Origin of the sequence: Rhizobium sp. RU33A (assembly GCF_900156055.1) — a bacterium.
Classification (GTDB): Bacteria; Pseudomonadota; Alphaproteobacteria; order Rhizobiales; family Rhizobiaceae; genus Allorhizobium.
Genome location: NZ_FTMQ01000006.1, coordinates 175,826 through 202,341, shown reverse-complemented (window position 1 = coordinate 202,341; position 26,516 = coordinate 175,826). Strand labels below are relative to the sequence as shown.

The window sequence follows — 26,516 nt, the reverse complement described above, 5'->3', positions numbered from 1 at the left end:
TGTCAGGTCGGAGCCGGATGACCGGCTCCTGCATTGATTAGCTATCAGCTGAAACGGCCTGCCGCATGGGCGAGCATGGTGTAGACCTTGCCGGTGTCCGAGGTCAGGTACGACTGGGTGATCGACTTGTCGCGGTCGGTGCGGGCCACGTCCGAAAGCAGTTTTTCGAAATCGGCGATGTAGCGATCCACGGCGACCCGGAATTCCGGCTCGCGGTCGTACTTGCGCTTGATCTCGTCAAAGGTCTGCTGGCCCTTCAGCGTGTAGAGGCGACGGGTGAAGATGTCACGCTCGCCGCGCTGGTAGCGGCGCCAGAGGTCGACCGAGGCATCGTGGTCGATGGCGCGGGCGATATCGACCGAGAGCGAGTTCAGCGATTCGACCATGTGACGCGGATTGCGGGTGTCACCCTGGCGGGCCGGCTGGCCTTCGGTGACCGGGCGCTGCGGAGCAGGGGCCGGGGCCGGGCGGCTCGCCGCGGCTTCCTGTGGCTCCTCACGCGAGGCGCCTCGCAGCAGATCGCTGATCCAGCCGCCGCCTTCGGCGCGCGTCGTGGCCGTGCTCTGCTGGCCGTAGGCTTCAGTTGCGCCGAGGCTGCCGCGAAGCCCGAGGGCTTCGGTCTGGCGCGCCGGCGGCTGCGGCTGCGGCTGCGTTGCTGCGGGTGCGGCAGCCGGCTGGCGGCGTACCGGTTCAGGCTGGGCTTCGGCCAGGCGGCGTGCAACCGGCTCGGAGATCTCCAGCGTCTGGCTGGTCCGGCCGACGAGCTGGGAGATGTCCTGCAGGGCCTTGATCTGCTCGGCCACGGCGCGGCGCATCTGGGCGGCACTTTCCTTGGCTTCCTCGGGCAGGTCGAAGGCACCGCGCTTCAGCTCGTTGCGGGTCAGGTCGAGTTCCTTGCGGATATCGACTGCCGAGCGACGGATCTCGTCAGTGGCACCGGTGAAGCGTGCAACGGCTTCGGTGACAGCTTCCTGCATGGCCTGTCGCAGGGCTGCAGCAGCCCCTTCAGACTTGCGGCCGGCTTCGCCGAGCAGGTGGTCGATGTCGTTGAGCGAGACTGCCAGTCCACCGCGCAGGCGGTTTGCCAGTTCGCCGGACCGCTTCTCGGCCTCGGTCAGCGTCTTGTCGATGGAAACTTGCGCTTCCTGTTCGGCAGACAGCAGGGCATTGCGCATGTTGGCGGCGGTGATCTGCGCCTTCTTCTCGGTCTCGCCGAGCATCTGTCCGACGTCTGAGAACGAGGCCTGAACGCTGTCACGCATGGTGGCAGCCGTCGACTGGGCGCGCTTTTCGGTCTCGCCGAGGATCTGGCCGATATCGGAGAAGGAGGCCTGGACGCGCTGGCGCAGGTTGCCGGCCATCTGGCCGGAGCGCTGTTCGGCGCGATCGAAGGCGGTCTCGACCATCGTGCCGAGGGTCTGCATCGTCGTTTCGATCTCTTCCGAGCGCTTGACAAGGCCGATAGAGAGATCGCGGAGAGCCTGCTGGCGTTCTTCAAGCGTGCCCACGAGGTTAGACTGGGCGGCCGACAGAAGCTCGGAGGCCTTGCCCAGCACCTGGGTATGATCACCGAAGCGGCTGACGATCGACGATACCTGCTGCAGCGTCTCGCCGGAGACGGCGGTGAGGCGGCCGAGCTTGTCGTCGAGCAGGCGGTTCGAGGTCGACAGCATATCGGTCGCCTGGTTCGCCGTTTCGCTGAAGCGGTTTGCCGTTGCGCCGAGGCGGCTGTCGAGCGAGCCGATACTCTGGACCGCCTGATCGATCATCGTGGACAGGCCGGCATTGCTATCGCCAAGGCGCTCGATGAGCTGCGAGGCACTGGCAACCAGGTTCTGTTCGGCGGTGCCGAGGGTTGCAACAGCGCGGTCAGTACGCTGGCTGATCGCGTCGACGAGGGCTGCGTTTTCGGCGCGCAGGCGCTCTGCGCTCTGTTCGGCTGCGGCGGCAATCTGCTCGGCGGCTACACGGCCAGTCTCGGCATAGGAGGCGACCACGGGGGCTGCCTTCTCGTCGATGAGGCGCGACAGTTCGGCCGAGCGCGTCGAAAGCATGGAGTTCAGTTCGCGGGTCCGGTCGTCGAGCACCGAGCGGATCGAATTGCCGCGGGCTTCCAGCGCCTTCTCCACCGCGTTCATGGTGGTTGCCAGTTCCTGCGTATTGCCCGAAATCGCGTCGCGGATGGAGTTGCCGCGAGCCTCGAGTGCCTTCTCCGCATCGTTCATGGCGGCGGCGAGTTCCTGCGTGTTGCCGGAAATCGCGTCACGGATTGCGGCGGCGCGCTGTTCCAGCGTGGTGCTCACTTCGCCAAGCGTGCCAGAAAGGTTGGCCACCTGGGCGCTGACCAGGGCTTCTGCCTGGTTCACCTTGTTGCTGATGACATCGCCGGCCTGCGAGAAGGTTTCGGCGATTGTCGCAGCCTGTCCGGCAAGGCGGTTCTGGGTGTCGGTGATGCGCCGCGCCAGGTCCTCCGAGCGCTCCTCGACCGTGCGGTTGAGTTCGGCGCTGCGTTCACCGATCTGCTCGGCAAACTGCGAGGTGGTTGCCGCCAAGCGATCGACCGAGCGCTGAGCCTCGGCATCGAGGTCACGGGCAGCGTCGGTGACGGCGCTGCGCAGTGCGGTTGCAAGACCGGCTGCCTTGCCTTCGATGGTGCGATTGACGTTTTCGAGCCCGATATTGAGGGCACGGTCCATGGTCGCCAGGCGCTCTTCGATGACCGGCGTGCGGGTGTCGAAGGTTTCGGCGACACGGGTGGTGCCTTCATCGAGAACCTGGGCGACGCGCATGCTGGCTTCGGCGCCAACACGTTCGATCGTCGCGACCTTGTCGTCGAGGCGTGCAGCGAACTTCTCGCCGGCATCGTTGACGCGAGCGTCGACGCCATCGAGGCCGTTGCGCAGACGGTCTTCCAGCGTGCCGAGGCTCTGTTCGATGCGGGTGCTGGTTTCATCGAGGCGGCTGGTCATGCCTGATACGGACTGTTCGACCGTGCCCGAGAAGCCCTGCGCCGAGCGGGTGATGTCGTCGGCGGCGTCGCGGATCTGATCGGTCAAGGCGCCGGCGGTGCCACGCAGGCGCTCGTCCAGCGCACGGCTCGACTCGTCGATCGCCTTGCGCAGGCTTTCCTCGTGATCCTCAAGGCTCATTTCGAGCATGCCAGCGCTTGCGGCGACGGAGGCACCGATCGAGGTCGCATGCTCGCCGAGGCTCGAATCGAGCGCATCGCGCGCGTCGCCGATGGCCGCCGTGATCGCCTGTGTCCGGTCGTCGAGCGTCGCGCGGATCCGATCATGCGTGTTTACGAGACGGTCGTCGATCGCGTTGACGCCCTGGTCGATCGTCTGTGCGATCCGGTCGGTATTCTCGCCGAGCGTTGTTGCCAGTGCGCCGGTCGCGGCATCCAGGCTGGAGCGCAGATAGGCGCCGGTCTCGGCAATGCGGCCGTCGATGTCGTTGACGCCGGACTTCAGCGTTTCGGCGATCTGGCTCGCATTGTCGGCAACGGTATTCGAAATTGTGCTCGAGGCGGTCGTGAGCAGGGTATCCAGCTGCTGCTGGCTCGCACCCAGTCGGGTTTCGAGCTCGGAGATGCCGTTGGTGACGGTTTCCGCGATACGGCCCGAGGCTTGGCCAAGGCTACGCTCGATGTCGCCTGTGGCGTCTTCGAGCGTGGAGGTGAGGTAGGAGGTATGGCTGGCAAGCGAAAGTTCCAGCCGCTCCTGGTTTTCGCCATAGGCGTTGCGAATCGTCTCTGCCTTTTCGCTGAAGGCAGCGTCGATGCGACGGTCGGCATCGGCGACCGTATCGATGATCGCGGAGGCGCGCTGGGTCAGTGTCTCGTCGATCCGGCGCTGGCTGTCGTTCAGTGTCTCGGAGAGATCCTGGGTGCGGGCGGTCAGCGTCAGGTCGAGTTCGAGGCTCTTGGTGTTGAGAGCATCGATCAACTGCTCGCTCTGACCTTCGACGAGGCTCGCGATGCCGCGCGCCTTGGTGTCGAGGGTTTCGGCGAAGCGGTCCTGGTTGGTTTCAAGCGCGTTGACGATGTGCTCGGCGCGGGTCGAGAGGGTCTGCTCGAAGCGCGACTGGTTGTCGGTCAGCGCATTGTAGAGGGAGCCACTGCGCTCTTCCATGACCTGGTCGATCCGCTTCTGGGCGTTTTCCAGGCTTTCGGTCAGTGCCGCTGCGCGTGCCGACATCGCTTCCGCGATTTCCTGGGCGCGGTCGGACATGGAGCTATCAAGCATTTCCTGGCTGGTGCTCAGGGTCATCGCAAGCGCCAGCGACTGATCGGTCAGCGTTCCGCCGAGACGCTCGATGCTCGAGCTCAGGATGCCACTAATCGCATCCGTTCCGCCGTTCACCGTCTCGTTGATGCGGGCGAGGCTTTCCGTCAGCTTGGAATCGAGCGAGCCAGAGCGCTGGTCGAAGGCGCTGGCGAACTCGGCAACCCGCTGGTCGAAGGTCGCGTTGATCTGGCCAATGGTGGTCTGGAAGCGATCCTCGAACAGGCCCGAACGCAGGTCGAGATCGACGATGGCATCGTCGGCGCTGGCCTGGAGGCTCTGGCGGAAGCTGCGGCCACGGTCGTCGAGCGAGCTGTTGAGACGCGAAAGCACATCGTCGAGCGACGATGTGATCGAATTTTCGCTGCCCTTCAGGGTTTCCGCGATGTCGCGTGTGCGCTCGACCAGCGTTTCGTTCAGCTGGCGGGCGCGCTCGTTCAGGGCTGCATTCAGTTTCTCAGTGTTGGCATCGAGTGTCGATGCGCGGGTCTCGAATTCGCCGAGCAGTTCGCGCCCGCGCTGGCTGAGCGTCGAGGTCAGCGACTGCAACTGGGTGTCGAATTGGCTGGACAGCGACATCCCGGATTCGGCAAGCGTCTGGACCATGTTGTCGGTCTTGTGCGCCAGGAGCGAGCCGAGTGCGGTCACGGCCGCGTCGGACTTCTCCATGATCGTCGCCGCGCGCATATCGATCATAGACGCGAAAGCTTCGCCCGATGTCTGCAGGCGTACCGAGATTTCTTCGGTTGCGAGCGACAGCTCTTCCTTGAGCTGCTCGTGGGCGCCGACGATCGAGGAACGGATGCGCTCGGCGTGATTGACGATCGCGTCGCGCTCGGCGCCGAGTTCGTGAACCAGACCACGGACGCGCAGTTCGTTGTCGGTGTAGCTGCGTTCTAGCGCCGTCACCTCGGAATGAACGAGTGTTTCAAGCTCGGTGGCGCGCGCAATCGTCCGCTCGATGCCTTCGTTCATCGCGGACACTTCGCGGCGGACTGCCTGGCCGACGGTCATGATGCGTTCGGAGGCGATTGTTTCGGGTTCGGCCAGACGAAGCGCCACTTCCGCCATCGAGCGGGCCGCATTGCGCAGGTCATGGGCGCGGGCCATCATGATGGCGAAGGCAAAGAACAGCATGATCGGCAGGAAGGTGCCAACAACGATGGCAACCACGCCCGGCATGGCGACGATGTCGGCGATCGATCCGGCTTGCCAGATCGTAGCGCCGTAAAGGAGTTGGGTGAGGCCGAGGGCGCCGAGAACCCAGAGTGCCGAAACGACGGCAGCATTGCGCAGAGCAGAGGTGAGCGAAGCGCCGTCCAGCGACTTCAAAATGGCAGAGGGTGTGCGACGAGAGCCGTCATTGGCCGGTGCGAAGGCGGGCGCCTTGGGGGCCGGTTCAGGATTGAGTTCGCCGGCGCGGGCTGATCGCCGCTCGATCGTCTTCTTTGCGGCGGAACGCGGGATACTATCGGACACAGTTGCCTCCGGGGCGCGTGCTTGAGACCGTGCCTTGGGTGGCGCGGCGGCTTCCTCACCGTCGAAATCGATGCTCAGGGCCGCCTCGAGTGCCTGGAACGCGTTCTCGTCAATCGAGTCGGTCTTCTTGTTCGCCATAGGGTTACGCCTCGTTACCGCTTACTCTCGGGAGGACGGACTGAAGCGGCGATGCCGCTCATCGCCTTGCCGTATCCGGACCTCACCGTTTACCTGAAACCCCGCCTGCCGCCACGCCAGACGAAATTCCTTCTTTTCACAGTGCGGCCGCTGACAGCCGGCGTTCCCGCCGGAAGTTCTAGCACCGACTGGCTTGCGGGCAAAGTTCACGCACTTTTGCCCAATCAACCGTATCGTACTGACACATTTGGTCATCCGATACAATTAATGCGCTTTCGCGGTGCGGGGTCCTGTGGCTCTTGTTAACAGTATTTCAATCAAGGTTGCGGCTGAAAAGCCAATCTCCGCCGGGGTTTAATTTCCGTTAACCATACCTCAAGCTTTTTGCCGCCATCCCCGGCATTTTTAACGCGATGCCCATAGGGCGGCCGCAAACTGGCGGCAGCAAAGAGCAAGAAATCAGGATCAAGGGCATGGCAGCAGCAATCAATATCGCATTCGAGGCTCCGGACAACCTGCATGGTCTCACTCCCGCGCAACAGCGGCCGATCGATCTCGTGCATCTGGCGACCCAGACGAAGGGCGACAAGGCCGTCGAGAGCGAGATCCTGCAGATCTTCGCGCGTCAGGCCCGCGGCTGTCTGGTCGCGATGACCAGCGGTCGTAGCAAGGTGGACGTGAAGGCGGCCGCCAATCGGCTGCGCAATGCCGCCATGGCCGTCGGTGCGCTGCGTGTCGCTGCTGCGGCCGATCTCGTCGAGACCAAGGGAGCCAATGACGATGCACTCGCATCCGTTGCGGCTGCCGTGCTCGAAGCCGAACACTTCATTCTGAAGCTCGCCCGCTGAGTGGCGATCTGCTTCCAGGCGGGGCGATCAGATGATCGCCTTGCCGTGAGTTGACTGACTTTCCGATTTGGGAGATGACTTCGCCGGTTTTCACAAGGCGAAGTCTGGACAGGAACTCATGGCAAACATCAGCATCATCGCATTCGACGGCACACGTTTCGACATCGCGGCAGCCGACGGCTCCACGGTGATGGAAAACGCCGTCCGCAACTCGGTCCCCGGGATCGACGCCGAATGTGGCGGTGCCTGCGCCTGTGCCACCTGTCATGTCTATGTCGACGAGGCCTGGTCCGAGAAGGTCGGCCAGCCATCGGCCATGGAAGAAGACATGTTGGATTTCGCCGTCGACGTCCGACCGACCTCCCGGCTTTCCTGTCAAATCAAGGTGACGGCGGCCCTGGAGGGGTTGGTCGTTCATGTGCCCGAGCGCCAGGGCTAAACACCTGTCAGCGCTACCTCGCGCAAAAAAGCCCCGCTTTCGTTTTCACGAAAGCGGGGCAAGCGGGCGCATCGCCAACCAGGCGAGGGAGGAAGCACCTGTGGCACCAGGACGCGCCGGGAGAACGGGGAAATCGGTTACGCTCATGCAACGTATTCGATGACACTTATATTTCGGATTTGTATCAAGGGCCACGCCGAGAAATAGCCGGTTATTCACAGGCCATGTCGCAAGCTTCGTGCAAGCCGAAGCCTTGCAGCAACACTTCCCCTTTGAAGTCAGGGGTGATTTCTACTGGTTTTCTTGGCTTTCGCGACGGTAGCGCAGGATCCGCTGCATGCGATCCTGGAAATTCTTTGCCTCTATAAGATCGAATCGCATCTGCGCTTCGTCATGGGCTGCGGTCACGTCATCGGTGACGACAGCGACCCGATCCTGCAGAATCTCGCAATTGCGTTCGGGCGGCAGCTTCATCAGTCTCTGTTCGAGCAGCTTTGCGTGCTGGCGCGCGATCTCGGCATGGCGCTCTTCATGCCGCTTGATGTCGGCCGACAGGGAGTCCCACAACAGCGCCATCTCGTTCGATGCGCGTTTGCGGTTCTTCCAGCGTGGCAGGATGAGCTTTGTTTCAACGGTAACGCGCACGTCGTCGATCGCGCAACGGGTCCCTCGTCGTGTGTAGGTGAGGTCCCCGCCGAAGCGTATCTGAGTGGCGCCGGGGTGACGACTGCCGCTGGACTGGGTGAAGGGCCCCTTGCGCGACAGTTCCGCATCGAGTTCGGCTGCCGTGCGTCCGCCGATCTGAAAGTAGGTGATGGACTTCTGGACGACGACGTCCGCGCTGGCCGAAAGAGGCAGGGATAGGCCGGTCAGGACTGCCATGATCACGGCGGCCCGAAGACGGCGGGAGTGCTTCATTCTTTTTTCCGCAATGTTGTATTCGCCGCGCCCTTGGGGCATAGCCAACCCGGTCTGCACTATCGCAGCTTCATGCTTTTCCGTCGAGGGGTTCGAAGGTCGAGTGGCCATTGTTGAGCATACAATTTGGCGTGTAGGACAGGGTCGTACGCTCGACCTTGCCGAGCGAGGCGTGATCATGGCCATCGTCAATGTGACGCCTGATTCCTTCTCCGACGGTGGTCTGCACAATACCGTCGATGCGGCCGTCCGGCACGCGCTGGCGTGTATCGATCAGGGTGCCGAGATCCTCGACATCGGAGGTGAATCGACGCGCCCGGGCGCGGCCGAAGTCAGCGTCGAAGAAGAGATCGCCCGGGTCGTCCCGGTGATCGCAGCGCTCCGTGAGCAAACCGACGCGCTTATTTCCATCGATACCTATCGAGCGGCCACCGCCACAGCGGCCGTCGAAGCCGGTGCGCATATCATCAACGACGTGCATGGCCTGCAGCGGGAGCCCGAGATTGCCAAGGTCGCGGCAGAGCACGGCTCCGGGCTTTGCATCATGCATACCGGTCGTGGCCGCGAGAAACTCTCCGATCCGATTGCCGACCAGCGCCATTTCCTGGAGCAGTCGCTTGCAATTGCCGGCCGGGCGGGCGTGGTGCGCGAAACAATCGTGCTCGATCCGGGTTTCGGTTTCGCCAAGGAAAGCCCGGAAGAGAATATGGAGCTCATCGCGCGCTTCGAGGAACTGCACGACTTCGGTCTGCCGCTGTTGGCGGGGACGTCGCGTAAGCGCTTTCTCGGTGCGCTGACCGGCCGGGATGCCGCCGACCGGGATGTGGCAACTGCGGCGACGACTGTTGCGCTTCGTATGAAGGCTGCCTCCGTTTTCCGGGTGCACAATGTCGCGATCAACCGGGATGCCCTGATCATGGCTGATGCTATGCTCGAAACCGGGCGGCGGATTGCTGCGAGGAAGGATAAGACTGCATGAGCGGTGTTTTCACCATCACCCTGAAGAATTGTGCCTTCTTCGCCCATCATGGCGTTTTCCCGGAGGAGGGGGTGCTTGGACAGCGCTTCTTCGTCGATGCGGAGTTCGACGTGGACGCGATTGCTGCCGCAGAGACCGATACGCTTGAGGGAACCGTGCATTACGGCATCGCCTTTGAGGTGATCCGCGACATCGTCACCGGCAGCCGCCGGCAGCTGATCGAGGCGCTGGCGCTGGCCATTGCGCGCGGACTTCTCGACCGTTTTCCCGAAATGCTGCGCTGCCGGATCACGGTGCGCAAGCCGAGCGCGCCGATCGCCGGGATCCTCGACCATGTGCAGGTGAGCATTGAGCAATTCAGAAACTAAGCGCTGGCAGGCCGCCACACTGGGGCTCGGTGGCAATGTCGGCGATCCCGTTGCGGCGATGGCCGAAGCGCTGCGCCGTCTCGACCAGCGATCCGATTGCCGCGTGACCTCCGTGTCGAGGCTCTATCGCACGCCGCCCTGGGGCAAGACGGATCAGGCCGATTTCTATAATGCCTGTGCGGCGGTCGAGACGCTTCTCGAACCGCAGGAACTGCTGGCTGCCTGTCTCGAAATCGAGCGGACGATGAAACGGGTTCGCGTCGAGCGCTGGGGTCCGCGAACCATTGACATTGACATCCTGACCTTCGGTGACCGGGTCATTGACGCCGAGCATTTGAAAGTGCCACACCCTCGCATGACCGAGCGCGCCTTTGTACTGATGCCGCTTGCGGATCTCTATCCGCAGCTTTCCGTAAAGGGGCGGAGTGTGGCCGACTGGCTGGATGCCGTCGATCGGACGGGTATTGCCGTTGCAAACGAAAACCGCGCCTGGTGGCGCGGTTGAATTCGATCGCTCTCTGAGAACGAAAGTTTAGTCGTTTTCGGCCATGGCGGTTGCCTGGCGGTTGAGCTTGAGGCCAATGACCGGGATCATCCGGTCTTCGACCTTTACCGAAATGGTGATGTTCATTGCATCGCCCTCTTCGAGGCGCGCAACCATGGCACCGTTCAGCTTGGCGCGATTGATGCCCATGACCGCACGGTTGCCGGTGACCTGACCCGATACGATGTCGAGGCCCTTGCCGTCTGCGCCATCCAGGAACTGGCCCTTGTAGCTGCCGCCGGCTTGAGAAATGACGGCCGACATCGGCTGGCTGAACATGCCAACGCGGCAGGTGCCGTCCAACTTCAGCCCGGTTTCCTTGCCCTCGGCCGGCAGGCCGATGAGATTGCAGGTGAACTTGGTGCCCTTGTATTTGCCGGCAACGATCTCGCCCGGGCCCTTCCAGGATCCCGCGACGGATTCGAAGAAGCGCTTGTCGCGCGAAGCAGCATCAGCGACCGTGACCGGCATGAGTGCGGCAACGGCAAGAATCGCGGCGCAACGGCCGAATGTCGAGGAGCGAGAGAACATCGATTTGCCTTGGTACGAGAAACCAGAAACCCCGCAAAGACCCTAGCGGAAAAATGGTTAATGCATCCTTGCCAATACCCTCAAATCGGGTGATCGGCAATCGGCAAAACACACTGGTTTCCCGGGTGTGGCCCGTCTGCCTCACCCGGTCCTGGTTCCATCCTTGCCCGTCATCGACGGCGTCAGGTCACCGATGAAGTCGCCGATGCCGGGGCGTTTGGCGGCGCGGAACGGCAGCGGCCGGCAGAGATCCATGGCCGCGATGCCGATCCTTGCCGTCATCAGGCCGTTGATTACCCCTTCACCCAGGCGGGTCGACAGGCGCGCCGCGAGGCCATGACCGAGCACCTGCTGGGCGAGGCCGTCGCCGATGGCGATGGAGCCGGTGACCGCGAGATGGGCAAAGACGTCGCGGAGCAGCCGCAGCATGCCGAGCGAGCCGGGGCGTCCGCCATAGAGATCCGCCATGCTGCGGACGAGGCGAACCACTTCGAAGAGAACATAGGCGAGGTCGACCACCGCGCGAGGGCTGACGGCAGTAACGACCGAAACCCGCTTGGCCGAATTCAGGATGAGAGCCCGCGCCTTGACATCGAGGGGTGACAGCAATTCTCGTTCGGCAAGTTCGATCAGCTGCGGTGCATCGATGATATCGTCCTCGACGGCGGCGAGCGTCTTCTGACCGCGTGCGGTCTCCGCACGATGCGCGACGAGCGCGGTCAGCTTTTTCACCACCGTCGCTGCCTGTTTGCGTTTGCCACTCTCGGCCGCCGCTTCCGCCTCAACCTTGAGGTCCTGTACGGTATCGAGGCGCCAGAGCCCGACCAACTCGCGTCCGACGGCGACAATCAAGGCCAGAAGCCCGATGGCCAGTGCGCCTATCGCGAGGTAGCCGAGCCAGTCGGCCCGGGCGAAGAGATCCGAGATCAGACGGTCGACCCAAAGGCCGAAGGCCAGCGAGAGGAGGAGCCCGAAGGCTCCGGTCGCAAGCTTGGCGAAGGAGAAACGTCTGCGGCGCGGTTCAGCGACGGGCGCTTCGGGCAGGGCCTCGGTTGCGGCGATAAAGGGGTCCTGGTCGTCAGGGACGATGACAACGTCGCCGGCAAAGCTGCGGGGCGCGCGGTTTTCGGCAGTGCGGGTACGCGGCGCCTCTGCCTCCACGGTAAAAGCTGCTGGCCGCCTCTGGGGATCGGAGGAGGATGTCAGTGGCGTGCCAGTTGGAGGTACGGTCGGTTTCATCATGCGAGACGGTCTCCGAGCAGGAATTGCAGCGCCCGGTCGAGGCGGATATGCGGCACGGACAAGGTGATGCCCTGCTTTTCGTCGAGTTCGGGCGGCCTGAAACGCACGATGCTGAGATCCGGCAGGGCGGCGGAGGCGTCGTTTTCATCGACCGAGCGGAAATAGGCTTCCGGATCGCGCGGCAGATCGCCCGGAAACACTGCCGTCTTGCGTTTGCCGTCGAAGAGTTCGTCGCCGATGCGCTCGCCGGCCATCGGGGTTCCGACGATAACCGGCAGATCGTGGCCGTCCTGCTTCACATTCGCTTCACGGGTCGCGCGCACGGAGGCCAGCGCCATGACTTCGATGCCGGCACCGCTCATGCCGATCGTCTTGATGGCGCGATTGACAAGGCGTCTCGTCAAAACCTCGAGACGGTCATGGCTTTCATGGTGCAGATGGTCCGCCTTGGTGGCGGCAACCAGCACCCGGTCGATCCGGCGGCGCACGAGGGCCGTCAAGATATTGTTCGATCCGGCCCGGAAGCAGGCAAGCACGTCGCCGAGCGCACGTTCGAGATCCTGGACGGCTTCCGGACCGCGGTTGATCGCCTGCAGGGCATCGACGAGCACGATCTGCCGGTCTAGGCGGGCAAAGTGTTCGCGGAAAAAGGGTTTGACCACGACGGACTTGTAGGCCTCGAAGCGGCGCTCCATCATCGCCCGCAGCGAACCCTTGGGCGCCCGGCCTTCCGGCAAAACGGGGAGCGGGGCAAAGGTCAGGGCCGGCGAGCCGTCGAGGTCGCCCGGCATCAGGAAGCGTCCCGGCGGTAGCGTCGACAGGGAGCGCTCATCCGATTTGCAGAGCTTCAGATAGGTGGTGAAGGCTTCGGCCAGGCGTTTTGCCACCATCTCGTCTGCCGGCCCATCGGGATCCACTGCAGCTGCGAGTGCCAGCCATTCACGCGCCAGTTCTGCGCGAATGCCCGAGGCAGCGAGACTGACCGTGTTTTCGGAGAAAGTCCGATAGTCCTGCCCCAGCAAGGGCAGGTCGAGAAGCCATTCACCAGGATAGTCGACGATGTCGATCGACAGCTTTCCCGAAGACAGCATCCGGTTCCAGGTGCTGGCGCTCTTGTATTCGATCGTCAGGCGCAATTCCGAGATCGCACGGGTCGAGTCCGGCCACACCCGCTCCTCCACCAGTGCGCGGATGTGATCCTCGTACTGGAAGCGCGGCACAGCGTCATCGGGTTGCTCCTGCAGAGCTGCACCGACCATACGCCCGGAACGGAGCGGCTCGAACAGCGGCAAGCGACCGCCATGCAGGAGATTGTGCACCAGCGACGAGATGAAGACCGTCTTGCCCGCCCGCGACAATCCGGTCACGCCGAGCCGGATGGTCGGATTGACCAGGTGGGCAGCGCGGTCGGCGAGATTGTCGAATGCGATCGCGGCTTCGTCGGTCAGGCTGGTGAGGGAAGGGGGCAAGGCATCGTCCTGCAGAGACTGTGGCGGGTATGGCTTGTCGGCGGCACGCGGCCGTCAACGCCATTTCACTACATATAGGCGGGGCGTGCAGCGCAAAAAAGAGGCGACCTACGCGTCGCGGCTGATCTGGTCAGCCGACGAGAAAGTCCCGAAGCGCATAGGCTTCCTCGCTGATGGCGTCGATCACCGCGAGGCCAGAGGTCGGATAGCCCTCTGGCACGGTGCGGGCCATGACGTCGTTTCCGCACAGACGTGCAAAGACTTCCTCAATGGCCGGGTTGTGGCCGACGAGCATCAGGGCCTCGACGCCACGGATCGAGCTGACGATTTCGAGATAGGCCTCGGCCGGTGCATTGTAGAGCGCGTCGACATGGCGAAACTCGACGAGGCCGGAGAAGACGCGGTTGATCGCCTCTGCCGTCTGTCGGCAACGCTTGGCGGTCGAGCATATCACCAGATCTGGGCGATAGCCCCTGTCGGCTGCTGTTTCTGCCAGGATCTCCGCTTCGGCGAAGCCGGCATCCGAAAGGCTGCGGTCGAAATCGCGACCGCCGGGCTCGGCCCAGCCGGATTTCGCGTGACGCAGCAGATAGATGCGCTGGGGAAGCTGAATGGAGGGCGTCATCCTTGAGGTATCCACATGCGATGGAGCTTGAGAATTGACCTACCGGTTCTTAGGCCTTGCCGTCAACCATGCCGCATTGAAGCCCGCATCAGCCTATCGTGGCGGAATGGTATGTATCGGCCGTCTGGATGCAAGCAATTTATGCTTAAAAAATAGAAGTTTAGATGAAAAATGTAACAGATTTAAAAATGGCGTTGAAACAGTCAGAAGGCTTGAACCGGTTGCCTTGAAAGGATATACACCCGCCCATTGAGATGTTCTTCAGGAGAATCGCGTTGAGTGAGAAGATCAATCTTAGCAATTATGTGCTCTCGGAGGACGAAGAGTTCATGAACGCCAATCAGCGGGCCTATTTCAGGGCAAAGCTGATCGCCTGGAAAAACGACATCCTGCGCGAAGCGCGTGAGACGCTCGACCACCTGGCTGAAGAGAGCGCCAATCATCCTGATCTTGCAGACCGGGCTTCCTCAGAAACCGACAGAGCCATCGAGCTTCGAGCCCGTGATCGGCAGCGCAAGCTGATTTCCAAGATCGACGCGGCACTGCAGCGGATCGATGACGGGACTTACGGCTACTGCGAAGAGACCGGTGAACCGATCGGTCTGAAGCGTCTGGATGCCCGCCCGATTGCGACGCTGTCGATCGAGGCACAGGAACGGCACGAGCGCCGCGAAAAAGTCTATCGCGACGAGTGAGGTCGAAACCTCAGGCAAATCTTCCGAACGAATTCAGACCCGCCATTGGCGGGTCTTTTCGATTTTGCGGCATGCTTTGATGCCAGAGCCGTAACCCGTCACGGATTTCGGCTGGCCGACATCTCGCCGAAGATCCGGGCGATCTCGTTCTGCAGATTGGGTTCGGGAGCCGGCTGTGCGGCGTTGGCTGTTGCTGCCGTTGCGCGATTTGCTTCCGGCAAGATGGCGGCAATCGGCGGGCGCGGGCGGTCGGCGCGTGTTTCGGGCAGGATCTGCGGCGTCTGAGGCGCAGGCTGCGGCGCCGGGTCCGTGGCCAGATGCAGAGCCATCTCTTCTTCGAGGACGCGCTCGAAATCGCTCATGTCGCGCGCTTCGGGTTCGGCCGGTACGCTAGAAGCCTCGCTTTCGACCTGCGGTTCAAAACGTTCCGGTTCCACGAGACGGGAGGTTGCGGGCGCTTGAGCGGGCACAAGAACCCGTTGGCGTGCCGCTTCCAGCAGATCTGCTGCGGCGGGCGCATCGATGACGGTGGGCGTTGCCGCTTGCTGTTCGACCTTGACGTCCTCGACCTTCGGGGCATCAAGCTCGTTCCTCATGATCGGCTCGACCGGCTCAACCCTGAAAGCTTCAATCGGAGGCGTGCCGCTCGTCTTGGCCTCCGAGGGGCCGTCACCCCTGTCGATTATCGGCTCATTGCGGCGCATGACCGGTTCGACGTTTGCCGGAGCGGTTGCGGCGGGTGCCGATGCCACCAGAACAGGCTCAAGGGTTGCGGTCAGCTGGGTTGCTGACGGCTCGACAGGCGGTTCAGGACGCGCGATCGGTTCCATTGCGGGCGACTGGACCCGAACGGGAGGCGCCATCTCCGGGCGTGTGGCGGTGGTCACGGCCGCAGCCGCTATGGGGGCCGCTGCAACGGTCGCCACGGTTGCCACCGGCGAAGGCGTTACAAGGTTTTCGATGGCCGGTTCGGGGCCGCGCATAGGTGCCGCCTGCTGACGACGCTGCTCTGCCGCAGGCGTGGCAGCTGGTTGAGGATCTGCCGCAGGTGAAACGGCTGCTGGCCGAAGCGTTTCCGCGGCCATCGGGCGTCTGGCTGGTGCTTCTGCTGCGGCATTGGATATAGCAGCAGGGGAGGCGATTGCGGGAGATGCGATGGCCGGTGCGGCCGGTTCGGTCGCGACGAGCGCCGGTTGAGCGGCGGGTTTGGGTAAATCCTGCTGCTCGGCCAAAGTCTGGGGCTGGATTGGTCTTGCGCTGAGATAGGGACGCTCGTCGCCGATGCCGCTTTCGATCACGATGTCGGTCGGGCCGCCGATCATCACGAGATGCTCGACATTGTCGCGGCGGACCAGCACGATGCGGCGGCGGGTGTCGACGGCTGCGGCATCGAGAACCTGCAGCCGGGGCTGGCGGTTGCGACCGCCACGCACAAAGGGCGAGGGAGCCCGGTTACGCAGAATCCAGAGCACGATGAACAGGCAGAGCAGGGCGAGGCTGACGCCGAGTGCCGCCACGAGAAAACGATTGCCATAGGCCGAGATCAGGTCATCCAGCATGTGCGTGCTCCTTTTGACTGGCTTTCTGGCAGAAGACGGCCCCTTCCGCAATCTTGCGTGCGACCGCGCCCTCTCGCCGGGGGCGGAAGGTCGGGCAAGATCGGCCAGGATTGCGGCATTCCTGTGGGGGAGCGGCCGGGCGGAGCCGTATGGCCCTTTCTTTGCTTTTTGCAGCTACGGCATATTGATAAACAGGTGGGAGCGCCGATTCTCGCTAGGTCGGATCTTCCGTGCGCTTAGGCAAGAGGCATCAATGACACGAAAGCAGTATGATCGAGATGGAGACGGCCCGCTGGTCGATCGCCGTAATGGCGTCGGCATGGCGTTGCGCATCCTGCTGCTGGCCCTTGCCCTGATCGCGGCCTCTGCCGCCTTCATCTTCTTCCGCGACCAGCTCGACAACCAGGTGGTGCTCGGGGTTCTCGGCATTCTTGCGATGATGGGGATATTCTTCATCGTGTCCGCGGTGATCGGCTTCATCGAGGTCATGCCGCAGTCGAACAGCGACACGCTTGCGCGCCGTTTCCTCGCAAGCCAGCCGGATGGCACGCTGATTACCGACAGCGAAGGCCGCATCGTCTTCGCCAACGTCGCCTATGGCACGATGACCGGCGCGCGCAAGCCGACGGAGGTGCAGACACTCGAAGCGCTGCTATCGCGCTATCGGGAATCGAGCGAGGCGCTTTACCGCCTGACCAATGGTCTTCGCGAGGGGCGCGACAGCTACGAGGAATTCCGGCTGCTGAAGCCGCTCGGCAATCAGACGGTCAACGGCTCGGGGGCCCATTGGTACCGGCTGAAGGCGCGGTTGTTGTCGGGCGAAGGACGTGGAAAGCCGCTGCATGTCTGGCAGATTTCGGACATCACCGCTGAACGTGACGATCAGGAGCGCTTCTTCAAGGAATTGCAGCACGCGATCGACTATCTCGACCATGCCCCCGCCGGTTTCTTTTCCGCCGGCCGCAAGGGCGAGATCTATTATCTCAACGCGACGCTTGCCGAATGGCTCGGTGTCGATCTCACCCAGTTCAATCCGGGCTCGATGACGATCTCGGATCTCGTGGCCGGGGAAGGCATGGCGCTGATCGATTCGGTGCAGGCCGAACCGGGCCAGGCACGCACGGAAACCCTCGACCTCGATCTCAGACGCGTGAACGGCCAGAGCCTGCCCGTGCGCCTCGTGCACCGCGTCCGCGCCGCCCGCGACGGGGCGCCGGGCGAGAGCCGTTCGATCGTGCTTGCACGGAGCCAGAGCGAGAACGGCGACCAATCCGATTCGGTCGCCTCGATGCGCTTCACCCGCTTCTTCAACAATACGCCGATGGCGATCGCCTCTGTCGACGGCGAGGGCCGGATCCTGAGGACCAACGCCCCGTTCATGAAACTCTTTGCCGATATCATCTCGCGCGACGAGATCGAACGGCACGGGCTGATCGAGGTGGTTCTGCACGAGAGCGAACGCGAAGGCTTCCGGGGGGCGCTCGCCGCCGCCATGGACCGCCAGGTGGACATTTCGCCGATCGACAGCCGCCATCCGACGAATGACAGCAGGCATTTCCGCTTCTACGTGAATGCTGTGATCGACCAGAGCGACGAGGCGCCGGAAGAGGCGGCCATCGTTTATGCCGTCGATGTGACCGACCAGAAAGCGCTCGAGGCGCAGATGGCACAGACGCAGAAGATGAATGCGGTGGGAACACTCGCCGGTGGCATCGCGCACGACTTCAACAACGTGCTGACGGCCATTCTTCTGTCCTCCGACCACCTGCTTCTACAGGCGCGGCCGTCGGATGCAAGCTTCGCCGATCTCATGGAGATCAAGCGCAACGCCAATCGTGCGGCGGTGCTGGTGCGGCAGTTGCTCGCCTTCTCGCGCAAGCAGACGATGCGGCCGAGTGTCTTGAACCTCACCGACGTGATCGGCGACCTCAGAATGCTGGTCGATCGATTGATCTCGGGCACGAACGTCAAGCTTAAGGTCGAATACGGTCGCGATCTTTGGCCGGTAAAAACAGACCTGTCGCAGTTCGAGCAGGTTCTCATCAACCTCTGCGTCAATGCGCGCGATGCGATGCCCGATGGTGGTGCGATCACCGTTTCGACACACAACATCACTGCCGAGCAGGCCGAAGGCTTCGCCTATCGCGGCCTGCCGTCGGAAGACATGGTGCTGGTCGAGGTTGCGGACAATGGCACCGGCATTGCGCCCGAGATCATGGACAAGATCTTCGAGCCCTTCTTCACCACCAAGGAAGTGGGCAAGGGCACGGGTCTCGGGCTTGCAATGGTCTACGGCATCGTCAAGCAGTCCGGCGGCTACATCTATCCCGAGTCCGAGGTCGGCAAGGGGACGACTTTCCGCATCTTCCTGCCGCGCCACGTGCCCGAGGTTCAGCCGGTTGTCGAAGGGCAGGTCCTGGCCTCCGTCAGCGGTGACACGATCACGGTTGCGACGGCCAGTGCCAAGGCTGAGGCGCAGGATTCTCCTGATCTCACCGGCAAGTCGGCCGTCGTTCTTCTCGTCGAGGATGAGGAGGCCGTTCGGCGCGGCGGTAAACGCATGCTCGAGACGCGCGGCTATACCGTTCATGAGGCCGGTTCCGGTGTCGAGGCGCTCGACATCATGGAAGAGCTCGACGGGGCGGTAGACATCGTCGTCTCCGACGTCGTCATGCCCGAGATGGACGGCCCCACCTTGCTCACCGAGCTGCGCAAGAAATATCCGGATCTGAAGTTCATCTTCGTGTCGGGTTATGCCGAGGACGCCTTTGCCCGCAATCTGCCGGCCGATGCCAAGTTCGGCTTCCTGCCAAAGCCTTTCTCGCTCAAGCAGCTGGCCGTCGCCGTGCGTGAAATGCTGGATGGCGAAGGCTGAGGGCACTCGCAGAGTTGTAGAATGTGCTTGAATCAAAGAACCCGCCGGATCGCTCCGGCGGGTTCTTTTCTTGTCACGTGACGTGTGGCTGTCAGCCGTTCATGGCGACGGCAATCTCGGCTGCCAGGCGGGCATTGTTCTCGACCAGCGCAATATTGGTCTTCAGCGAGCGACCGCCGGTCAGGTGGAAGATGTTGTCCAGCAGGTATGGTGTCACTGCCTTGCCGCCGATCTCGTCGCGTTCGGCATTGGCAAGCGCCCGGCTGATGTAGATTTCCATCTCCTCGCGCGGGATCTCGTCGGCTTCCGGAACCGGATTGGCAATTAGCATGCCGCCATCGATGCCGAGCTGGTCGCGCATCTTCTGGAAATTGGCGATCGCTGCCGGGCTCTGCAGGTTGAGCAGGCTCTTCAGGCCCGAGCTGCGCGACCAGAAGGCGGGGAAATCTTCGCTGTCGTAGGTGACGACCGGAACGCCGCGCGTTTCCAGAACTTCCAAGGTCTTCGGAATGTCGAGAATCGCCTTCGGCCCGGCTGAAACGACGATCACCGCCGTGCGCGCCAGTTCTTCGAGGTCGGCGGAGATGTCGAAGCTTTCTTCGGCGCCACGGTGCACGCCGCCAATGCCGCCGGTCGCAAAGACATGGATCCCGGCGCGATAGGCGGCGATCATCGTTGCCGCAACGGTCGTCGCACCATTGCGCCGCTCGGCGATCGCGAAGGCGAGATCGGCGCGCGAGAGCTTCATCACATGCTCCATCTGCGCCAGCGCCTCGAGCTCTGCCGGTTCCAGACCGATATGGAGCACGCCCTTGATGACGGCGATGGTCGCGGGCACGGCGCCCTGCTGGCGAACGATGTCTTCGACGCTGCGGGCCATCTGCAGATTGCCCGGATAGGGCATGCCATGGGTGATGATCGTCGATTCAAGGGCGACAATCGGTGCGCCGCGCTGCTTGGCGGCGCTGACTTCGCTCGAATAGGTGATGGGCAGAAGGGGCGAGATGGAACGGGTCATGGGGGATCTTCCGTTAGAAATTCAGGGTCTCATGACAGGAAACGGGCCGGCGCGACAAGAGCCATCTGACGTGCAAGCTTTTCCGGGGAGAGATTTTCATCGGTCGCATTGGGACAGGCGAGCGTGATCGCGGCATTTGCCGTGCCATGGCGGAGCGCTTCGTCCAGTTTCGCGCCGGACAGGCGGGCATGCAGGAAACCGGCCGCGAAGGCATCGCCGGCCCCGGTGACGTCGGCGATCTGCTCGAGTGGCTTCGGCTCGATCACGGCGACGCTGCTCTCATCGAAGACGACGGTAGGGCCGCTGCCGCTTGTGACGCTGCCGCCGCGCAAGCCCTTGGCGCGCAACAGGTCGGGCCAGCCTTCCGGCTGTTCGGGGCGCTGGCCGGCAATCGCTTCGGCCTCCGCACCATTCATGAAAAGATGGGTGAGAAAGGGCAGGGCGCGCGCGAACTTCACCACCTTGGCCGGCGAAATCGCGATGGCTGACAGGCCCTTGCCGGCCGCATGGCAGGTCGCTGCCAGAACGGTCAATGTGTCTGCCGGCAGGTTGGCGTCGGCCAGCACATGATACGTCTCGGTCAGGCTATCGCGCAGCGACCGCGCCCGCATCCGCCGCGCCGAAAAGGCGTCGTAAAGGGCCATGTCGGCAAGGGCGATGACCAGATTGCCGTCGCGCTCCAGGATGGCCGTGTAGCTCGGGGTCGCGCGATCGAGGAACATCACGGGCCGGTCGTCGAGACCGGCGCGTTCGGCTGCATCCGCCACCATCTGGCCTGCCGCATCGCCGCCGCGCGGCGCAATCAGGCGAACCGAGCGGCCCAAGCGGGAGAGATTGCAGGCCGCGTTGAAGACGCCGCCGCCCACCTCCTCGAACCATTGGCCGGGATTGCTGGAACCTGGCTTCGTGTCCCCAAAAATGCGGCCGCGCCGGTCGATATGAGCGCCGCCGATCGCCAGGATCTCGGTCGTCATGGGCATGCCTCCAGCATCGGCGAAACACGAATCGGACCGCCACCCGGCAGCGTGGACCTCGCAGCCACGAGCCGCACGAGCGGACGCGTGCAGGCGCGCGGAACATCATTCGAACACGCTCTCGAAAACGATTGAGATTCAACCGCTTGGCTTGCTCTTGCAAAAAGAGAACAAAAAGAGTACATATTCCCCATCGGCGGCTTCATTGCCTATGCGGCCTCAATAACCTAAAGGTGGATCAAATGGCACAGAATTCTTTGCGGCTGGTAGAGGACAAATCGGTGGATAAAAGCAAGGCATTGGAAGCGGCGCTCTCGCAGATCGAACGGTCGTTCGGCAAGGGCTCGATCATGAAGCTCGGCGCGAACGAGAGCGTGGTCGAAGTCGAGACGGTCTCGACGGGGTCGCTCAGCCTCGATATCGCGCTCGGCATTGGCGGCCTGCCGAAGGGGCGCATCATTGAAATTTACGGGCCTGAAAGCTCGGGTAAGACGACGCTTGCGCTGCAGACCATTGCCGAAGCGCAGAAGAAGGGCGGCATCTGCGCCTTCGTCGACGCCGAACACGCGCTTGATCCTATCTATGCCCGCAAGCTCGGCGTCGATCTGCAGAACCTCCTGATTTCGCAGCCGGACACCGGTGAACAGGCGCTCGAAATCACCGATACGCTGGTGCGCTCAGGCGCGATCGACGTTCTCGTGGTCGACTCGGTTGCAGCGCTCACCCCGCGCGCGGAAATCGAAGGCGAAATGGGCGACAGCCTGCCGGGCATGCAGGCTCGCCTGATGAGCCAGGCGCTGCGCAAGCTGACGGCCTCGATCTCCAAGTCGAAGACGATGGTCATCTTCATCAACCAGATCCGCATGAAGATCGGCGTCATGTTCGGCTCGCCGGAAACCACGACCGGCGGTAACGCGCTGAAGTTCTACGCCTCCGTGCGTCTCGACATTCGCCGTATCGGTGCTGTCAAGGATCGCGAAGAGGTCGTGGGCAACCAGACCCGCGTGAAGGTCGTCAAGAACAAGATGGCGCCTCCGTTCAAGCAGGTCGAATTCGACATCATGTATGGCGAAGGCGTCTCGAAGACCGGTGAGCTCGTCGACCTCGGCGTCAAGGCCGGCATTGTCGAGAAGTCTGGCGCCTGGTTCTCCTATAATAGCCAGCGCCTCGGCCAGGGGCGTGAGAACGCCAAACTCTTCCTGCGCGACAATCCTGCGGTGTCCCAGGAAATCGAGATGGCGCTGCGCCAGAATGCCGGACTGATCGCGGAGAAATTCCTTCAGAACGGCGGGCCTGACGCCAACGACGGTGATGGTGCAGACGACGCATAAACTGCCGCCCATCTTCGACTATCGTGTCGGCCGCGTTTCCTTCGAGACGCGGCCGCTTTTCGTTTCGGCTGCTGGACAGGGATGAAGCCGGGCGATAAAAGCCATTGATTTTGCAAATTGGCCGGCTTCCCGGTCTGAATGAAGGGCGTGACATGAGCGGTGTAAACGACATCCGGTCGACTTTTCTCGATTACTTCAAGACGAACGGTCACGAGGTCGTTTCCTCCAGCCCGCTGGTGCCGCGTAACGACCCGACGCTGATGTTCACCAATGCCGGCATGGTGCAGTTCAAGAACGTCTTCACGGGTCTTGAGCAGCGCCCCTACTCGACGGCTGCGACCGCGCAGAAATGTGTGCGTGCCGGCGGCAAGCACAACGACCTGGACAATGTCGGCTACACCGCGCGCCACCACACCTTCTTCGAAATGCTCGGCAATTTCTCCTTTGGCGACTACTTCAAGGAACGTGCCATCGAGCTTGCCTGGAACCTGATCACCAAGGAATTCGGCATTGACCGCAATCGCCTGCTGGTCACCGTCTACCATACGGATGACGAGGCCCATGGCCTCTGGAAGAAGATTGCCGGCCTCTCGGACGACAAGATCATCCGCATCCCGACAAGCGACAATTTCTGGGCGATGGGTGATACCGGCCCCTGCGGTCCATGCTCGGAAATCTTCTATGACCATGGCGACCACATCTGGGGCGGCCCTCCGGGCTCGCCTGAGGAAGACGGTGACCGGTTCATCGAAATCTGGAACCTCGTCTTCATGCAGTACGAGCAGGTGACGAAGGAAGAGCGTATCGACCTGCCTCGGCCGTCGATCGACACCGGCATGGGTCTCGAGCGCGTTGCGGCCCTCCTGCAGGGCAAACACGACAATTACGACATCGACCTGTTCCGCGCGCTGATTGACGCCTCCGTCGATCTCACCGGTGTAAAGGCTGAAGGCGAGCGTCGCGCGAGCCACCGCGTCATCGCCGACCACCTTCGCTCATCTGCCTTCCTGATCGCCGACGGTGTGCTTCCTTCAAATGAAGGACGAGGCTACGTGCTTCGCCGCATCATGCGCCGTGCCATGCGTCACGCGCAGCTGCTCGGCGCGAAAGATCCGGTCATCTACAAGCTGCTGCCGGTCCTCGTGCAGCAGATGGGTCGCGCCTATCCGGAACTCGTCCGGGCTGAATCCCTGATCTCCGAGACGCTCAAGCTCGAGGAAACCCGCTTCCGCAAGACCCTGGAGCGGGGCCTGACGCTGCTCTCCGATGCGACGGCTACCCTCGACAAGGGCGACAGCCTCGACGGTGAGACCGCCTTTAAGCTCTATGACACCTATGGCTTCCCGCTCGACCTGACCCAGGACGCTCTGCGCGGCCGCGGTATCGGCGTTGACCTCACCGGCTTCAACGATGCCATGCAGCGCCAGAAGGCCGAAGCCCGTGCCAGCTGGGCGGGCTCCGGTGACAAGGCGCAGGAGACCGTCTGGTTCGAGCTCAAGGAAAAGTTCGGCGCAACCGAATTCTTGGGTTACAGCTCGGAGACCGCCGAAGGCCAGGTTCTGGCCGTCGTCAAGGATGGCAAGGTCATCGAGCAGGCGAGTGCCGGCGAAGAGGTTCAGATCGTTGTCAATCAGACGCCGTTCTACGGGGAGTCCGGCGGCCAGATGGGCGATACCGGCGAGATCGTCGGCGAAGGCTTCTCGCTTGCCGTGAACGACACCCAGAAGAAGGGTGAGGGCGTCTTCGTGCATGTCGCGACCGTCCAGAACGGCGTGGTCAAGGCCGGCGGCGCGGTACAGCTGAACGTTGATCATACCCGTCGCTCGCGGTTGCGCTCGAACCATTCCGCTACCCACCTTCTGCATGAGGCACTGCGCGAAGTGCTCGGCACGCATGTCGCCCAGAAGGGTTCGCTCGTTGCACCCGAGCGCCTGCGTTTCGACATCTCGCATCCGAAGCCGATCTCGGCCGACGAGCTGAAGGTGGTCGAGGAGATGGCAAACGAGATCATCATCCAGAATGCACCGGTCACCACTCGCCTGATGGCGGTTGACGATGCGATTGCCGAGGGCGCCATGGCGCTGTTCGGTGAGAAGTACGGTGACGAGGTTCGTGTCGTATCGATGGGTACGGCGCTGCGGGGGGAAAAAGCCGGCAAGTCCTATTCGACCGAGCTTTGCGGCGGCACGCATGTGTCGGCGACGGGTGATATCGGGCTTGTTCGTCTGGTCGGCGAAAGCGCCGTCGGTGCCGGTGTGCGTCGTATCGAGGCGCTGACGGGTGAGGCGGCGCGCGCCTATCTCGCCGAGCAGGACGAGCGCGTGAAGACGCTCGCTTCGACGCTCAAGGTTCAGCCGACTGACGTCGTCGCCCGTGTGGAGGCCCTCGTCGACGAGCGCCGCAAGCTCGAGAAGGAGCTCGCGGATGCCAAGCGCAAGCTCGCCATGGGTGGCGGCGCATCGGGCGGTGCCGAGGCGCCGAAGCAGGTGAACGGCATCAATTTCATCGGCCGCATCCTGTCTGGTATCGATGCCAAGGATCTGAAGGGTATGGCCGACGAGGCGAAGGCCGATCTCGCGACCGCTGTCGTCGTCCTGATCGCGGTTGCCGAAGATGGCAAGGCGAGCGCAGTGGTCTCCGTCACGCCTGACCTGACGGACCGCTTCAGCGCTGTCGATCTGGTGCGCGTGGCCTCTGCCGCGCTCGGCGGCAAGGGCGGCGGTGGACGTCCCGATATGGCCCAGGCCGGTGGTCCGGATGGTGCGGAGGCCGAGGCAGCGATTGTTGCCGTCGAGGCGGCACTCGCCTGATCTGATTGCATTTACGGGTGATCGAGGCCGGGCTTTGCCCGGCCTTTTTCGTTTGAGATTATCGGCATTTACCAATTACTTTTCAATTTCCTTCAGCCTTGCGTGCTAAGTCACAGTCCTCTTTGAGGTTCGCGACTTGGCCCAAGTTTTCCACATTCCGACGCTTACCGTTTGCCTGGCGGGAACGCTGATCATGGTGTCGGGCTTTCTGACCCTGCTCTGGACCCATGAGCGGGACAACCGAGCCCTGGGATTCTGGGCGCTGGGTTTCTCCGCCGGTGCGCTCGGCATGGTTCTGGTCAGCCTTCGCGACCTGGCCCCGCCGTTTGTCGCGCTCGGTCTCGGCAATGGGTTTGGGATTTTCAGTCTTGGCCTGATCTGGCTCGGCTGCCTTGCCTTCGAGGGCGAAACCAGAAAGGGAGCTGGCTTGGTTGCGGCGGCGGGCGGTATCGTCTGGCTGTCGCTTTTTGCCGTGCCAACATTTGTCGCAGACTTGGGCGTCCGCATTTTCGTCGCCTCCGTCCTCTATTCGGGCTATTCGTTCCTGATCATGCCGGTCCTGTTTCGGGGGCAGCGTTGCGAACCTCTTCCCGCGCGCATGCTCGCGCTCATCGCCTTTGGAACGCATGGGGCCGCCTATCTCATCCGCATCCCGATGCAATTTGTCGAGCCAGTGCAGCTCGTGGCCGGGCACGCGCCATTCTGGTATGGGGCGATGACATTCGGCTTCTTCCTCCAGGGGCTGGTTGCCGCATTGGCGATCTTTGCCATGGTCCATGAACGGGCCACGCGTCGATACAAGATCGCCTCCGAAACCGATGCCCTGACCCTGTTGCGCAACAGGCGGGCGTTCATCGACGCCATCACCCAGGCGCGTGCCGATATCGGCGGTTCAGCGCCAGGTGCGGTGCTCGCGCTTATTGATGCGGATCATTTCAAGCAGGTCAACGATACCTACGGCCATGGCGCGGGCGACACCGTTCTGGTGGAGCTCGGCCGCCTATTGACCCGAGAGGTTCCCGAAGCGGCCATCGTGGGGCGCCTTGGCGGCGAAGAGTTCGGCGTCTATCTGCCGGCGAGTGTCGTGCTGCGCCAGCCGGATCTGCTGGATGATCTGCGTATCAGGGTCAGTAACATGATCGTCAATCACGAGGATCACCTGCCGACGATGACCGTCAGTATCGGTGCGGCTTCGCTGCCCTCCGGACCGCTCGATTTCCCCCGTGCCCTGGCGCGCGCCGACAAGGCGCTCTACGTTTCGAAGAAGGCCGGGCGCAATCGGGTGACCTGGGGCGGCTTGGAGTGTCCGGCGGAGAGCCAGCACCATCTCCATGTGACGGGAACGCCCCCCGAAGTGGCTTCCGTCGAATCAAGGTCCGCAGCCTGAT

At 62.8% G+C, this 26,516-nt stretch carries 20 protein-coding genes; 11 read left to right on the top strand and 9 right to left on the bottom strand.

The genetic code is table 11. The features are described from left to right. Window positions 1-44: 44 nt before the first annotated feature. Entirely contained in the window at window positions 45-5,903 is a 5,859-nt protein-coding gene (locus BW978_RS19955) for an apolipoprotein A-IV repeat region-like domain-containing protein (RefSeq protein WP_076397582.1), read from the bottom strand. Window positions 5,904-6,376: 473 nt separating this feature from the next. Here BW978_RS19955 and BW978_RS19950 point away from each other — a divergent pair, with 473 nt between their 5' ends. Both BW978_RS19950 and BW978_RS19945 read left to right on the top strand, forming a co-directional pair. Then, entirely contained in the window at window positions 6,377-6,751 is a 375-nt protein-coding gene (locus BW978_RS19950) for an Hpt domain-containing protein (RefSeq protein WP_076397581.1), read from the top strand. Window positions 6,752-6,869: 118 nt separating this feature from the next. After that, window positions 6,870-7,190 (top strand): 2Fe-2S iron-sulfur cluster-binding protein, encoded by a 321-nt coding sequence (locus BW978_RS19945; protein WP_076397580.1) that lies wholly within the window; start codon window positions 6,870-6,872, stop codon window positions 7,188-7,190. A gap of 291 nt (window positions 7,191-7,481) precedes the next feature. On the opposite strand, the gene BW978_RS19940 is transcribed toward BW978_RS19945, so the two are convergent. Continuing rightward, a complete protein-coding gene (locus BW978_RS19940; protein ID WP_076397579.1) occupies window positions 7,482-8,108 on the bottom strand; it encodes a DUF922 domain-containing Zn-dependent protease in 627 nt (208 codons plus the stop codon). Between the two features lie 103 nt (window positions 8,109-8,211). On the opposite strand from BW978_RS19940, the gene folP reads away from it, so the two are divergent. Genes folP through folK form a run of 3 tightly spaced genes read left to right on the top strand, consistent with a single transcriptional unit; the run spans window position 8,212 to window position 9,960 of the window. After that, the gene (gene folP / locus BW978_RS19935; protein WP_076397578.1) at window positions 8,212-9,087 is read left to right on the top strand and encodes a dihydropteroate synthase; all 876 of its coding nucleotides are present in this window, start codon (window positions 8,212-8,214) and stop codon (window positions 9,085-9,087) included. After that, the gene (gene folB, locus BW978_RS19930; RefSeq protein WP_076397577.1) at window positions 9,084-9,455 is read left to right on the top strand and encodes a dihydroneopterin aldolase; all 372 of its coding nucleotides are present in this window, start codon (window positions 9,084-9,086) and stop codon (window positions 9,453-9,455) included. The genes folP and folB overlap by 4 nt, the downstream gene beginning before the upstream one ends. Continuing rightward, entirely contained in the window at window positions 9,436-9,960 is a 525-nt protein-coding gene (gene folK / locus BW978_RS19925) for a 2-amino-4-hydroxy-6-hydroxymethyldihydropteridine diphosphokinase (protein WP_076397576.1), read from the top strand. The genes folB and folK overlap by 20 nt, the downstream gene beginning before the upstream one ends. 27 nt (window positions 9,961-9,987) lie before the next feature. Here the strand turns inward: folK and BW978_RS19920 are convergent, their stop codons facing one another. From BW978_RS19920 to BW978_RS19905, 4 genes are all read right to left on the bottom strand, one after another. Continuing rightward, a complete protein-coding gene (locus tag BW978_RS19920; protein ID WP_006726097.1) occupies window positions 9,988-10,530 on the bottom strand; it encodes a hypothetical protein in 543 nt (180 codons plus the stop codon). Between the two features lie 141 nt (window positions 10,531-10,671). Then, complete coding sequence (locus BW978_RS19915) at window positions 10,672-11,772, bottom strand: YcjF family protein (RefSeq protein ID WP_076397575.1); 1,101 nt, start codon at window positions 11,770-11,772, stop codon at window positions 10,672-10,674. Then, the gene (locus BW978_RS19910; RefSeq protein WP_076397574.1) at window positions 11,769-13,241 is read right to left on the bottom strand and encodes a YcjX family GTP-binding protein; all 1,473 of its coding nucleotides are present in this window, start codon (window positions 13,239-13,241) and stop codon (window positions 11,769-11,771) included. Before BW978_RS19910 ends, BW978_RS19915 begins: the two co-directional genes overlap by 4 nt. Window positions 13,242-13,371: 130 nt before the next feature. Continuing rightward, on the bottom strand, window positions 13,372-13,866 hold the full coding sequence (locus tag BW978_RS19905) for a SixA phosphatase family protein (protein WP_076397573.1): 495 nt from the start codon (window positions 13,864-13,866) through the stop codon (window positions 13,372-13,374). 34 nt (window positions 13,867-13,900) lie between these two features. Here BW978_RS19905 and BW978_RS23405 point away from each other — a divergent pair, with 34 nt between their 5' ends. Both BW978_RS23405 and dksA read left to right on the top strand, forming a co-directional pair. After that, window positions 13,901-14,119 carry a hypothetical protein gene (locus BW978_RS23405; protein WP_139330614.1) on the top strand — a complete coding sequence of 73 codons (219 nt, stop codon included), beginning with the start codon at window positions 13,901-13,903 and terminating at the stop codon, window positions 14,117-14,119. Between the two features lie 22 nt (window positions 14,120-14,141). After that, window positions 14,142-14,561 (top strand): RNA polymerase-binding protein DksA, encoded by a 420-nt coding sequence (gene dksA, locus BW978_RS19900; RefSeq protein ID WP_006726101.1) that lies wholly within the window; start codon window positions 14,142-14,144, stop codon window positions 14,559-14,561. 98 nt (window positions 14,562-14,659) lie between these two features. Here the strand turns inward: dksA and BW978_RS19895 are convergent, their stop codons facing one another. Next, window positions 14,660-16,120 (bottom strand): flagellar biosynthetic protein FliO, encoded by a 1,461-nt coding sequence (locus BW978_RS19895; protein ID WP_076397572.1) that lies wholly within the window; start codon window positions 16,118-16,120, stop codon window positions 14,660-14,662. Between the two features lie 253 nt (window positions 16,121-16,373). Between BW978_RS19895 and BW978_RS19890 the strand changes: the two genes are divergently transcribed. Continuing rightward, on the top strand, window positions 16,374-18,995 hold the full coding sequence (locus BW978_RS19890; protein WP_076397571.1) for a cell cycle histidine kinase CckA: 2,622 nt from the start codon (window positions 16,374-16,376) through the stop codon (window positions 18,993-18,995). A gap of 91 nt (window positions 18,996-19,086) precedes the next feature. On the opposite strand, the gene BW978_RS19885 is transcribed toward BW978_RS19890, so the two are convergent. Both BW978_RS19885 and BW978_RS19880 read right to left on the bottom strand, forming a co-directional pair. Beyond that, a complete protein-coding gene (locus BW978_RS19885) occupies window positions 19,087-20,013 on the bottom strand; it encodes a pseudouridine-5'-phosphate glycosidase (protein ID WP_076397570.1) in 927 nt (308 codons plus the stop codon). A gap of 29 nt (window positions 20,014-20,042) precedes the next feature. Then, window positions 20,043-20,987, bottom strand: coding sequence for a carbohydrate kinase family protein (locus tag BW978_RS19880; protein WP_076397569.1), 945 nt, complete (start codon window positions 20,985-20,987; stop codon window positions 20,043-20,045). A 242-nt stretch (window positions 20,988-21,229) separates the two neighbouring features. Here BW978_RS19880 and recA point away from each other — a divergent pair, with 242 nt between their 5' ends. The 3 genes from recA (at window position 21,230) to BW978_RS19865 (ending at window position 26,515) form a co-directional block, all read left to right on the top strand. After that, entirely contained in the window at window positions 21,230-22,318 is a 1,089-nt protein-coding gene (recA, locus tag BW978_RS19875; RefSeq protein WP_076397568.1) for a recombinase RecA, read from the top strand. 152 nt (window positions 22,319-22,470) lie between these two features. Then, window positions 22,471-25,128, top strand: coding sequence for an alanine--tRNA ligase (alaS, locus tag BW978_RS19870; RefSeq protein WP_076397567.1), 2,658 nt, complete (start codon window positions 22,471-22,473; stop codon window positions 25,126-25,128). A 136-nt stretch (window positions 25,129-25,264) separates the two neighbouring features. Further along, window positions 25,265-26,515: a GGDEF domain-containing protein gene (locus BW978_RS19865; RefSeq protein WP_244552016.1), complete on the top strand. Its 1,251-nt coding sequence runs from the start codon at window positions 25,265-25,267 to the stop codon at window positions 26,513-26,515. Window position 26,516: the final 1 nt, after the last annotated feature.